Source organism: Vitiosangium sp. GDMCC 1.1324 (assembly GCF_003044305.1).
Classification (GTDB): Bacteria; Myxococcota; Myxococcia; order Myxococcales; family Myxococcaceae; genus Archangium.
In genome coordinates, this window is the sequence record NZ_PZOX01000016.1 from 255,640 (window position 1) to 267,874 (window position 12,235).

General features: G+C 67.7%; 7 protein-coding genes. 5 read left to right on the forward strand and 2 right to left on the reverse strand.

The features are described from left to right. Window positions 1–200 precede the first annotated feature (200 nt). Both DAT35_RS37825 and DAT35_RS37830 read right to left on the reverse strand, forming a co-directional pair. Window positions 201–797, reverse strand: a complete 597-nt coding sequence (locus DAT35_RS37825) for a hypothetical protein (protein ID WP_108074133.1) — start codon at window positions 795–797, stop codon at window positions 201–203. A 240-nt stretch (window positions 798–1,037) separates the two neighbouring features. Next, window positions 1,038–2,792, reverse strand: coding sequence for a M1 family metallopeptidase (locus DAT35_RS37830; protein ID WP_108074134.1), 1,755 nt, complete (start codon window positions 2,790–2,792; stop codon window positions 1,038–1,040). Between the two features lie 120 nt (window positions 2,793–2,912). On the opposite strand from DAT35_RS37830, the gene DAT35_RS37835 reads away from it, so the two are divergent. The 5 genes from DAT35_RS37835 (at window position 2,913) to DAT35_RS37855 (ending at window position 12,226) form a co-directional block, all read left to right on the forward strand. After that, window positions 2,913–5,303, forward strand: coding sequence for a 3-hydroxyacyl-CoA dehydrogenase/enoyl-CoA hydratase family protein (locus tag DAT35_RS37835; protein WP_108074135.1), 2,391 nt, complete (start codon window positions 2,913–2,915; stop codon window positions 5,301–5,303). 88 nt (window positions 5,304–5,391) lie between these two features. Then, window positions 5,392–6,564 (forward strand): thiolase family protein, encoded by a 1,173-nt coding sequence (locus DAT35_RS37840; protein WP_108074136.1) that lies wholly within the window; start codon window positions 5,392–5,394, stop codon window positions 6,562–6,564. Between the two features lie 138 nt (window positions 6,565–6,702). After that, complete coding sequence (locus DAT35_RS37845) at window positions 6,703–7,995, forward strand: P1 family peptidase (RefSeq protein ID WP_108074137.1); 1,293 nt, start codon at window positions 6,703–6,705, stop codon at window positions 7,993–7,995. A gap of 73 nt (window positions 7,996–8,068) precedes the next feature. Beyond that, complete coding sequence (locus tag DAT35_RS37850) at window positions 8,069–9,754, forward strand: amidase (protein ID WP_108074138.1); 1,686 nt, start codon at window positions 8,069–8,071, stop codon at window positions 9,752–9,754. A 63-nt stretch (window positions 9,755–9,817) separates the two neighbouring features. Next, window positions 9,818–12,226, forward strand: coding sequence for an ATP-binding protein (locus tag DAT35_RS37855; protein ID WP_108074139.1), 2,409 nt, complete (start codon window positions 9,818–9,820; stop codon window positions 12,224–12,226). Window positions 12,227–12,235 lie beyond the last annotated feature (9 nt).

A 12,235-nucleotide genomic window follows, 5' to 3' on the forward strand; every position in this document is an offset into this window, starting at 1 on the left:
GTTTCTACCGACGGCTGCCGTCACTCAGGATGGGGAGGTGTAGTTGTCGCTGAGCAGACTCGGCTCCGGTGATTCCTGGCCTTGTTGCCCACTTGCGCGTGCGGCACTGGCGAAGACCGCCTTGAGGCCCTTGCACCCAGGCAACAACCGGTGTGCGCGTCTCCCATCAGACAGGGCCTGCCCCGACTCGTCGACATTGCCTACACGGCCACGTTTTCAGGATCAGTCGCGAAGAGCGCATGAAAAAGCGTGGTAGCAGGCGGCTCCATTAGATCCACGATGAGTGGGATTCGAGTCTCGGCGATCTCGCGAGGGAGGGCCTCAGCCCCGAACATCGCCTCGATCTTCCTGCCAACGACCTCCGCGAGCGCCTGCATCTCGGGCGGAAGCGGATCGAAAAAGACCTTGGCGGCGATCACGTCTTTATCTTTGTAATCGTACCGCAGGCCATACACCATATAGATAGGCGCCAGGATGCTGAGGCAGCCGACAACCCCCCAGCGGCGCTCCCGCGGCCCCTCCTCATGACTCGCCTCCACGGGCTGCCGATCCGTAAACACGGTACAGCGGAAACAGGAAGTAGAGGTGGCCGTGGCATGTCCGATCTCGAATTGCGGAAGCGCCGCCCTGAGCTCATGCATGAGCTCGCGCCATTGATCCAGCTTCTTGAGCTCTTGTTTCCACAAAGCCTGGAACCTCTCTAGCTCGGGGCTCCTTTCCAGCTTGCCAGCAAACTCATGGTCCGAACGCCAGTATTTCCGAACGACAGCAAGCAACTCTTCCGCTGAAATTGGCATGGGCTTAGAAGTCAACTTGGATGGGCTTTGTTTCCTCTTCACACCAGGTTGTCACTCTCGAGCCAAGCACGGCGCGATTCAAAACGACGTTGGAATTGCCTACAGACGAGGCCCGGAAGTGGAGATACGGGGGAGGCGATCACCTCCCTCAAAGCCTCGTTGGCACAATCGGCGGTGATTCGTTGATATGGATTTGGAGGGGCGGGAATCGAACCCGCCGCCCCTGAGTGCATTGGAGGACTATGCGCGGTTGAGGATGGACTCGACCGCGGCCTGGGCGATGGGGTGGTAGCGCTCGGCGTAGCGATTGAACAGGTTGCGCGCGAGCACCTTGCCCTCGGGCGTGGCCGCCAGTGCCCCGTAGAGCGGTTTGAGGTACTTCATGCGTCCCACCTCTCCGAGGAAGGCCTCGGTGCGGCCCAGCGCCGGCTCCCAGCCCGCTCGTAGCGCCGCCGCCAGCCACGACACCAGCACCTCCGAGTTGTGGCTCTTCGTCAGTGCGAAGCGCTCGTCCAACTGACGGAACACGTCGCGCGGCGTCCCCTGCCGCAGCCCCTCGATGTAGAGCTGCCACTCGGCCGGAGTCCAATCCTTCACGTCCTCGGCCGAGGGCACCTTGCCCTTCAGCCGCTCCATCCGCTCCAGCTTCGCCGAGCGCGGTACCGGCGCGCTCTGGGGAATGCCCGGCTTGTTCAGGTACGTGTCCGCGCCCACCTTCGCCAGTGCCCCCGGCAGGTGCTTCTCCACGAAGGTCGTGAACTGCTCCGTGGTGAGCGCCTGGAAGCGGTGCGACCCGATGTAGCGCTTCAGGAAGTCGTCGAAGGTGGGCCGGCCCACCGCGTCCTCGATCGCGCGTAGGAAGAGGAAGCCCTTCTCGTACGGAATCTGTGAGAAGGCCTCGTCCGGATCCACCCCCGCGAGGTGCGTGCGCAGCGCGGTGAGCTGTGGATGCGCCTTGAAGTGGTGCACGGCGTCCTCGAGCGCGCGCCGGCCCAGCGCCGAGTGCAGCGCGGACACTTCCGCTCCGTAGAGGACCTCGAGGATGCGCCGCTCCGCGAAGACGGTGAAGCCCTCGTTCAGCCAGAAGTGCTCGGCCGACGCGTTCGTCACCAGGTTGCCCGTCCACGAGTGCGCCAGCTCATGCGCCACCACGCTCACCAGGCTCTTGTCCCCGGCCAGCAGGCTGGGCGTGAGGAAGGTGAGCCGCGGGTTCTCCATGCCTCCGTAGGGGAACGACGGCGGCATCGTCAGCAAGTCGAACCGCTCCCAGTCGTACGCGCCGAAGAGCGCCTCCGCCGCGCGCAGCATGGCGTCCACGTCCTCGAACTCCTCGGCGGCAGCCTCCAGCACCTCGGGCTCGGCCCACACTCGCGAGCGAGGGCCCAGGTCCTTGGCCGCCAGTCTCCCCACCGCGAAGGCCAGCAGGTACGTGGGGATCGGCTGCGGCATCTCGTAGCGCTCCACCGCCTCCACGCCCTGTTCCTCGCGGCCGGCGAAGCCCGCGGCCATCACCGCCTTGAGCTCCTTGGGCACGGTGAGCTCCGCCCGGTAGCGAATGCGGATTCGCGGCGTGTCCTGGAGCGGCACCACGGAGCGTGCGTGGATGGCCTGGCATTGGCTGAAGAGGTACGGGTACTGGCCTCCCGCCGTCTGGGCCGGCGTCAGCCACTGGAGGGCGCTCGCCTGGGGAGACGTCCGGTAGCGGATGGTCAGCTGCTTCGTCCCCGGGCGCAGCTCCACCCGCAGGCGGCTGCCGAGGATGGGTTCGGGCGGCGACAGCAGGAAGGGCAGGGGCTTGCCCTCCGCGTCCATTACCGAGCGGATTTCCAGATCTCTCGTGTCCAGATCCAGCGGCCCCGCCGAGGCCTCCTTCATCGTGAGGGTCGCCTCCGCGTGCAGCCGGCGCGTGTGGAAGTCCACACGGGCCTTCCAGGTGAGGGTCTCGGTCTCGGGTTGGGTGTCGTCGTTGTACGAGTGAGGATCGAGTCGGGCCATATGGAGGGACGCACCTTACCCTCCACCGGTCGACATAGGGGGTTCAAGAGCCGGTTGACTTTTGAATCAACCGGCGCAATGTCTGGTGCCACCCCTTTTTCAGATCGGGAGCCTCTTTCGATGACGACGCGGATCCGCAAAGTGGCAGTTCTGGGCGCGGGCGTGATGGGCAGCGGGATCGCCGCGCACCTCGCCAATTCGGGCGTGCGCGCGCTCCTCCTGGACATCGTGCCTCCCAAGGCTGCACCCGGTGAGGACACGGCCTCCAAGGCCTTCAAGAACAAGTTCGCCCTCGGGGCGCTGGCGAACATGCGCAAGCAGAAGCCCAGCCCCATCGTGTCCGAGCAGGTGTTCACCTCCATCGAGGTGGGCAACTTCGAGGACGACCTGCCCCGGCTCGCCGAGTGCGACTGGGTCATCGAGGTGGTGAAGGAGGACATGGCCGTCAAGCAGGCCCTGTTCGCCAAGGTGGAGCAGCACGCGCGCAAGGACGCCATCATCAGCTCCAACACCTCGGGCCTGTCCATCAAGGGCATGCTGGAGGGCCGCGGCGCCGACTTCCGCAAGCACTTCCTCGTCACGCACTTCTTCAACCCCGTGCGCTACATGAAGCTCTTGGAGCTGGTGGCCGGCCCGGAGACGGACCCCGAGGTGGTGAAGAGCATCCACCGCTTTGGCGAGGAGGTGCTCGGCAAGGGCATCGTCTACGGCAAGGACACCACCAACTTCATCGCCAACCGCGTGGGCACCTACGGGATGATGCGGACCATCTCGGAGATGCAGAAGGCGGAGCTGTCCATCGAGGAGGTGGACAAGATCTTCGGCCCCGCCATGGGCCGCCCCAAGTCTGCCGTGTTCCGCACCGCGGACATCGTGGGCCTGGACACCTTCTCCCACGTGGCGAAGAACTGTTACGACACGCTCACCCAGGACGAGGAGCGTGAGGTCTTCGCCGCCCCCGAGTTCCTCCAGAAGATGGTGGCCAAGGGGATGCTGGGCGACAAGAGTGGCGGCGGCTTCTACAAGAAGGACAAGAGCGCCGGCGGCAAGGACATCCTCGCGTTGGACCTGAAGACGCTGGAGTACCGGCCGCAGGCCAAGGTGCGCTACGAGTCCCTGGGCAACGCCAAGGAAATCGACGACGTGCGCGAGCGCGTGGCCTCGGTGATGAACGGCCAGGACAAGGCCGCGAAGTTCGCCGAGCGGATTACCCTGGATGTGCTCGCCTACGCCAGCCGCCGGATTCCGGAGATCGCCGATGACGTGGTCAACATCGACCGCGGCATGCGCTGGGGCTTCGCCTGGGACCTGGGGCCCTTCGAGACCTGGGATGCCTTCGGCGTGAAGAAGGGCCTGGAGCGGATGAAGGAGCTGGGCCTCAAGCCCGCCGCCTGGGTGGAGGAGATGCTGGCCAAGGGCCGCACGTCCTTCTACGGCGTGGAGAACGGCAAGGACACCTACTGGGACATCCCCACGAAGTCCGTGAAGGTGGTGCCGGAGAACGCCCGCACCTCGCGCGTGGAGTACCTCAAGCGCGGCAACAAGAAGATCACCGGCAACGACAGCGCCACGCTCTGGGACATGGGCGATGGGGTGACGCTGCTGGAGTTCCACACGAAGATGAACTCCATCGACGACGGCATCATCTCCATGATGAACACGGCCCTCGACGAGACGGAGAAGAACTTCCGCGGCCTGGTCGTCGGCAACGATGGCGCCAACTTCTCGGCGGGCGCCAACATCATGGCGATGCTGTGGGCGGCCAAGAATGGGGAGTTCGACACCCTGCGCCAGATGGCGGGGGCGCTCCAGGCGGCCAACCAGCGCATGCGCTACAGCCCCGTGCCGGTGGTGACGGCGCCCTTCAACCTGACGCTCGGCGGCGGCGCCGAGGTGACCATGGGTGGTAACGCCATCCAGGCCTCGTCCGAGCTGTACATGGGCCTGGTCGAGGTGGGCGTGGGCCTCATCCCCGGTGGCGGCGGCACGATGATGCTGCTGCGCAACGTGTACGGCACCTACGCGGCGGACAAGGACTTCGACGCGTTCCCCTTCATCAAGAAGGTGTTCCTGTCGATTGGCACGGCGAAGGTGGCCACCAGCGCCGAGGAGGCTCGGGAGATGGGCTTCCTGTCGCAGGCGGACGGCATCAGCGCCAACCGCGACTTCCTGCTGTCGGACGCCAAGCAGCGGGTGCTGGGCATGGCCAACGCGGGCTTCCGCGCGCCCCGGCCCACGCGCTTTCGCCTGCCCGGGCCCAGCGGCTACGCCACCATCGACATGATGCTCTACGACATGGAGCTCAACGGGCAGGTCTCCGCGCATGACCGGAAGATCGCCCGGAAGCTGGCTCGGGTGCTCACCGGTGGCGACACCAGCCCGGCCGCGCTCGTCTCCGAGGAGCGGGTGCTGGAGCTGGAGCTGGAGGCGTTCCTCAGCCTGTGCGGCGAGGAGAAGACCCAGGACCGGCTGATGTTCATGCTCGAGAAGGGCAAGCCGCTGCGCAACTGAGGCGGCGGCGTTACGGTTTGTTCCCAAGTCATCCAGTGATTCGAGATTCTAAAGCCCGGGGTCGCTCCCCGGGCGAGGAGACAGACAGATGCCTGGTCGAGTCGTGATTGCCAGCGCGGTGCGCACCCCGTTCACCCGCGCGCACAAGGGAGAGTTCAAGGACACCCGGCCCGACACCCTCGCGGCCCTCGCCATCAAGGAGGCCGTCGCCCGTGTCCCCGGCCTCAAGCCCGAGGAAGTGGAGGACGTCATCCTCGGCTGTGCCATGCCGGAGGCGGAGCAGGGGATGAACGTCGCCCGCAACGCCTCCCTGCTGGCGGGCCTGCCGGACACCGTGCCGGGAATGACCATCAACCGCTTCTGCTCGTCGGGCACGCAGTCCATTGCCCAGGCGGCGCAGGCCATCAAGGCGGGGATGATCCAGGTCGCCGTGGCCGGTGGCACCGAGTCCATGACCATGGTCCCCATGGGTGGCAACAAGGTGAGCGCCAACCCGGAGATCATGGAGAAGCACCCGGAGGTCTACACCTCCATGGGCGTCACCGCGGAGAACATCGCCTCGCGCCACAAGGTGTCGCGCGAGGACGCGGACAAGTTCGCCTACGAGAGCCAGCGCAAGGCGGCCACCGCGCGTGAGCAGGGCAAGTTCAAGGAGGAGATCTTCCCTGTCACGACCACCGTCTATGATGAGGACGGCAAGGCGCAGCAGGTGACGGTCTCGGTGGACACCATCCTGCGTCCGGAGACCACGCTGGAGGGTCTGGCGAAGCTCAAGCCGGCCTTCAACCAGAAGGGCATCGTGACGGCGGGCAACGCGTCGCCCCTGACGGACGGCGCGGCGGCCGCGGTGGTGATGAGCGAGGAGAAGGCCCAGGCGCTCGGCGTGAAGCCGCTCGGCTACTTCCTGGACTACCAGGTGGCCGGCGTGCCGCCGGACATCATGGGCGTGGGCCCCGTGCCCGCGGTGAGGAAGCTGCTGGCGAAGAACAACCTCAAGATCGAGGACATCGACGTCTTCGAGCTGAACGAGGCCTTCGCGGCGCAGGCGCTGTACTGCATCCGCGAGCTGGGCATTCCCCAGGACAAGGTGAACCCGAACGGCGGCGCCATCGCCCTGGGTCACCCGCTGGGCGTGTCCGGTGCGCGTCTGGTGGCCACCATCCTGCGCGAGCTGAAGCGCCGCAACGGCCGCTACGGCGTGGTGACGATGTGCATCGGCGGCGGCATGGGCGCCGCGGCGCTCGTCGAGCTGGCGAAGTAGTCTCCACCCCCTCGGGGTGACGTCTTCACGCGGCCCCTTCCGGTACTCCGGGAGGGGCCGTCGTGTTCCTGGCTCGAAGCGCGTAGGCTGCCCGGCTCCAGGTCCTTCCCAACCCGCGGCCTGGGGAGCTTTCGGGCCATGGACTCCTTCGCTTCCTCCCGCATCCTCGTCGCGTTGCTCCTCCTGTTTCTCTCCGGCGTGAGCAGTGCTCAGGTCACCCGGACGGCGAAGCCCGCCCCGGCGAAGCCGCGTGCGCGCGAGCTGGGCATTACCTTCGGTGGTACGTCCGGCCCGCTCAACGCCATCACGGACGTGCCCGGGGTGGCGGTGGGCCACACGACGCTCGTCTCGGGCGAGGGCAAGCTCTCGGTGGGCAAGGGGCCGGTGCGTACCGGCGTCACCGCGGTGTTTCCTCGCGGGCGCGACCAGGTGGCCGAGCCCGTCTTCGCGGCCACCTATGCCCTCAATGGCAATGGCGAGATGACGGGCACCACGTGGGTGAACGAGTCCGGTCTGCTCTCCGGACCCGTCATGCTGACGAACACCAACAGTGTGGGCGTCGTGCGTGACGCGGTGGTGGCCTGGGGGGCCCGGAGGAATCTCGCGTGGGAGCTCGCCCTGCCCGTGGTGGCCGAGACCTATGACGGCATCCTCAACGACATCAATGGCTTCCACGTCAAGCAGGAGCACGCCACGCGTGCACTCGAGGAGGCTCGGGGTGGTCCGGTGCCCGAGGGCAACGTGGGTGGCGGGACGGGGATGATCTGCCACGGCTTCAAGGGTGGCATCGGCACGGCCTCGCGCAAGCTGCCCGAGGCGTTGGGGGGTTACACCCTCGGGGTGTTGGTGCAGTGCAACTACGGCAGCCGCCGGCTCTTCTCGGTGGAGGGCGTCCCGGTGGGCGAGGAGATCCGCGACCTCCAGTCCTGCTACACGGGAAGTGAGACGCCCTCGTCGCCGTTCCTCCGCGCCATGCGCCCGTGCGCCCAGAGCGCCAGCCTCACCACGTCCACCATCCCCGAGGGGATGGGTTCCATCATCGTGCTGGTGGCCACCGATGCGCCGCTGCTGCCGCACCAACTGGCGCGCATCGCCCGCCGGGTCCCGCTCGCCATCGGCAAGATGGGTGGGTTGGGCGAGGACTCCTCGGGCGACATCTTCCTCGCCCTCTCCACCCAGCCCACCCGCCCTCCCGCCGACAGTCCGGTGGCGCGGGTCTCTTCGCTGGACAACGAGCACCTCAACCCGCTCTTCGAGGCGACGGTGCAGGCCACCCAGGAGTCCATCCTCAACGCGATGCTCGCCGCCGACACCCAGACGGGGGCGGATGGTGTCCGCGTCTTCGCCTTGCCGCAGGACCGGCTCGTGCAGGCGCTGCGCAAGTACGGCCGGCTCTCCGCGGCCACCCCCGCCAGGACTCCGGCGGAGTGAGGCCCGGCCTGGGAGTCAAGAGGCAAGCCGGGTTGCGGCCTTTGGCTCAACACTGCTGTAGTCGGAGCCATCCATGAAGAAGCCCCTTCCTCCTCCTGGGAATCCGCGGGAGCTGAGCCGCCGGACGTTCCTCGGTGGCGCGGCTGCCGCCAGCACGCTCGTCGCCCTGGAGGTCCAGGCCGAGCCCTCTTCCGGCAATGTCCCCCGTGCTCCTACTCCCGAGCCGCGCGGCAAGCCCTTCGAGCTCGAGGAGGCCACCATCTCCGAGCTGCAGGCCGCCATGACCTCGGGGAAGTCGACCGCGCAGGGCCTCGCCGCGCTCTACCTCGCGCGCATCCAGGAGCTGGATCGCTCCGGGGACTCGCCCCTCCTCTCGGTCATCGAGCTCAACCCGGACGCCCTCGCCATCGCCTCGGCGCTCGATGAGGAGCGCAAGGCCAAGGGGCCTCGGGGCCCGCTTCACGGCATCCCCGTCCTCATCAAGGACAACATCGCGACCGCGGACAAGATGCAGACCACCGCCGGCTCGCTCGCCCTCGTCGGCTCCGTGCCCTCGCGCGATGCGTTCGTGGTGGAGCGTCTGCGGGCCGCGGGCGCGGTCATCCTCGGAAAGACGAACCTCAGCGAGTGGGCCAACTTCCGCTCGACGCACTCCGCCAGTGGGTGGAGCGGGCGCGGTGGCCAGTGCCGCAATCCCTATGCTCTCGACCGGACGCCGTCGGGCTCGAGCTCGGGCTCCGGAGCGGCCACCGCCGCGAACTTCTGCGCGGTGTCGGTGGGCACCGAGACCGATGGCTCCATCGTCTCGCCCTCGGCGGCGAGCTCGCTCGTCGGGCTCAAGCCGACCGTCGGGCTGGTGAGCCGCTCGGGCATCATCCCCATCTCGCACACCCAGGACACGGCCGGCCCCATGGCGCGCACGGTGGCGGATGCCGCCGCGCTCCTCGGAATCCTGGCTGGCGTCGACCCGGGTGACGCCATCACCGCCACGAGTCAGGGCCATGCCCAGGCGGACTACACGCGCTTCCTGGACCCCAACGGGTTGAAGGGGGCGCGCATCGGCGTGCCGCGCGAGCGGTTCTTCGGCTACCACCCGGCCACCGACGCGCTCATCGAGCAGTCGCTCGAGCTCATGAAGGCACAGGGCGCCACCATCGTCGACCCGGCCCCCATCTCCACGGCCGCGAAGCTGGACGAGCCGGAGCTGGAGGTGCTGCTCTTCGAGTTCAAGGCGGACGTCGAGGCGTACCTCGCCGGGCTCGGAGAGCGCACGCACCTGCGCTCGCTCGCGGACCTCATCCGGTTCAACGAGGAGAACCGCGGTACCGAGCTGCCCTGGTTCGGCCAGGAGCTCTTCCACCAGGCGCAGGCGAAGGGGCCCCTCACCGACAAGAAGTACCGCAAGGCGCTCGAGGCCTGCCGCAAGCTGTCGCGCGAGCAGGGCATCGACGCGGTGATGACGAAGCACAAGCTGGATGCGCTCGTCGCTCCGACACAGGCCCCGCCGGGTCTCATCGACGTGGTGAACGGCGACCACTGGCTGGGCAGCAGCTCCACGCCGGCCGCCGTCGCGGGCTACCCCAGCATCACCGTCCCGGCGGGGTACGTGGCCGGTCTTCCGGTGGGCCTCTCCTTCATCGGCCGCGCGTGGAGCGAGCAGACACTCCTGCGCCTCGCCTTCGCCTACGAGCAGTCCTCGAAGCACCGGCGCCCACCCCGTTTCGCCCCGACGGCGGATCTGCATCGGGCCACCACGTAGCCTCGGGTCCTGGCAGGGGCTCGGCCCTCAGCTTGTCTTTCCTGGAGGCCGCGTGCTGGAACAATGGAACGCCCCGACGCGGCGCTCGTCATGAAACTGCTCCTCGTCAGTCCAGAAGCCTCCTGCTTCCTGGTTCCGTTCCTCACGGACTGGGGGCACGAGGTGCGCCATGCCGTGGGCATCGAGCAGGCGGGGGCCATGCTGCGCGGAGTGGAAGGCGTGCTGGTGGCGTGCGCGAGCGCTGCGTCGGTCGAGGACATCGCCCGGCTGAGCACGCCGGAGATGAGGCCCCGGCCCTTCCTCCTGGCGGTCGTGCCCGCTCCGGTGGAACAGATGCCCCTGGATGCGCTGCTGGCCGCGGCGGTGGATGACTTCCTGGTGATGCCCTTCGAGCCGGCGCAGCTCCGGATGCGGCTGGAGTGGCTCGCGCGCCGCAGGACGGCCGGGATGCAGGCCACCCAGGAGGGGCCTTCCTCGCGTGGCGCGCTCGAGCGGCTGTCGGCCATCATCCAGACGCAGAACGAGGTCGCGAGCGCCGGGCTCGAGCTCGACAAGATGATGTGGCTCATCGCGGAGCGGGCCCGTCAGCTGTGCGGCGCGTCCGGCGCGTCGGTGGCCCTGGCCGAGGGTGATGAGCTGGTCTACCAGGCGAATACCGGAAGCTCGGCTGCCCACCGTGGCTTCCGGTTGAAGCTCTCCCAGAGCCTCACGGGGATGAGCATCCTGCGCGGCGAGGTGCTCCACACCCGGGACACGGAGAATGATCCCCGGGTGAACGTGGCGGCCACTCGCGCCACGAACATCCGCTCGATGATCATCGTCCCGTTGCAGCGGGTCGGCAGCACCGTGGGGGCCATCAACGTCAGCTACGATGATCCCAACGCCTACGATGATCTGGACGTCCGGACGCTCGAGCTGATGGGCCGCCTGCTCGGCGCGGCGATGAGCAACGCCGCCGACTTCGAGTCCAAGCACGCCCTGGTGTCCGAGTTCGCCTCGGCGCTCTCCGCGCTCCAGCAGAGTCAGCAGCTGTTCCACTCGTTCATGAACCACAGCCCGGTGCTGGCCTTCATGAAGGACGAGGAGGGCCGACGGGTCTGGGTCAACGAGCCCTACGCCCGCTTCTTCCATCGCGATGTGGAATCCATCCTGGGGCGCGCGGACACCGAGCTGTTGCCCACGGAGGTGGCCGAGCGGCTGCGGAAAGAGGACCTGCACGTACTGTCCTCCGGCAAGCCCTACCATTCCGAGCAGATGGTTCCCTCGCTGGAGGGGACGACGTACTACTGGCTCAATCACAAGTTCACCCTGCGCGATGCGGCTGGCCGCAAGTTGCTCGGAGGAGTGATCCTCGACATCACCGCGCGCAAGCAGGCCGAGGAGTCCCTGCGCCGCTCCGAGGAGAGCTTCCGCGCCCTCATCGAGGGGCTGCCAGAGGCCGTCTTCGTGCACCGGGAAGGCTGCCTGCTCTACGTCAATCCGGCGGGGCTCGACTTCCTGGATCAGCGCTCGGCGGAGGGGCTCACGGGCACCTCGCTGCTCGAGCTCATCCACCCGGAGGATCGCCGTGCCGCCGCTCCCGTGCTCGAGGGCTCGCTCGCGGGCAGCCGGACCAGCATGCGGGAGGTGCGCTTCCTGCGCGCGGGAGGGCAGGCGAGGACGGCGGAGCTCAGCGCCATCCGGGTGCTCTTCAATGGGGAGGCGGCCACGGTGGTGAGCGCGCGGGACATCACCGAGCGCAAGCAGATGCAGGCGCGCCTGTTGCTCGCCGACCGGCTGTCGAGCCTGGGCACGTTGGCGGCCGGCGTGGCGCATGAGATCAACAACCCGCTCGCCTTCGTTCTCTCCAACCTCGGGTTCCTCCAGGAGGAGTGCCAGTTGCTCGCGAAGGAGCTCCCGGGGGAGCGGCTGCGCGAGGTGGAGGACGTGCTGCGCGAGACCCGCCATGGGGCCGATCGGGTGCGGCACATCGTGAGGGATCTGCGGACGCTCTCGCGTGACGAAGGCGAGCAGCTCTCGGACGTGGATGTGTGCGGGGTGGTCGAATCGAGCCTGGGCCTGGTGCGCAACGAGCTGCGCTACAAGGCACGGTTGGTGAAGGACCTGGAGCCGGTGCCGCGGGTGAGGGCGAGTGAGGGACGGTTGGGACAGGTGCTGCTCAACCTGCTCATCAACGCGGCGCAGGCGCTTCCCGTCGGGCAGCCCGAGCGGAACGAGGTCTGCGTCCGCGTGCGTGCCGTCGCCGAGCGGGTCGTCATCGAGGTGCGGGACTCCGGGAGTGGTATCGCCCCCGAGGTTCGAGATCGGATCTTCGATCCCTTCTTCACCACCAAGCCGGTGGGGATGGGGACGGGGCTGGGCCTGTCCATCTGTCACGGCATCGTGACGGGTATGGGCGGAGAGATCTCGGTGGAGAGCGAGCTGGGACGGGGCTCCACCTTTCGTATCTCCCTGCCTGTCGCCCGGGTGTAGCCACGGTCC

Excerpts from the sequence above, each read along its gene's own strand:
- DAT35_RS37850 (WP_108074138.1), top strand. The coding sequence starts at position 8,069 with ATGAAGAAGCCCCTTCCTCCTCCTGGGAATCCGCGGGAGCTGAGCCGC.
- DAT35_RS37840 (WP_108074136.1), top strand. The coding sequence starts at position 5,392 with ATGCCTGGTCGAGTCGTGATTGCCAGCGCGGTGCGCACCCCGTTCACC.
- DAT35_RS37845 (WP_108074137.1), top strand. The coding sequence starts at position 6,703 with ATGGACTCCTTCGCTTCCTCCCGCATCCTCGTCGCGTTGCTCCTCCTG.
- DAT35_RS37825 (WP_108074133.1), bottom strand. The coding sequence starts at position 797 with ATGCCAATTTCAGCGGAAGAGTTGCTTGCTGTCGTTCGGAAATACTGG.
- DAT35_RS37835 (WP_108074135.1), top strand. The coding sequence starts at position 2,913 with ATGACGACGCGGATCCGCAAAGTGGCAGTTCTGGGCGCGGGCGTGATG.
- DAT35_RS37855 (WP_108074139.1), top strand. The coding sequence starts at position 9,818 with ATGGAACGCCCCGACGCGGCGCTCGTCATGAAACTGCTCCTCGTCAGT.
- DAT35_RS37830 (WP_108074134.1), bottom strand. The coding sequence starts at position 2,792 with ATGGCCCGACTCGATCCTCACTCGTACAACGACGACACCCAACCCGAG.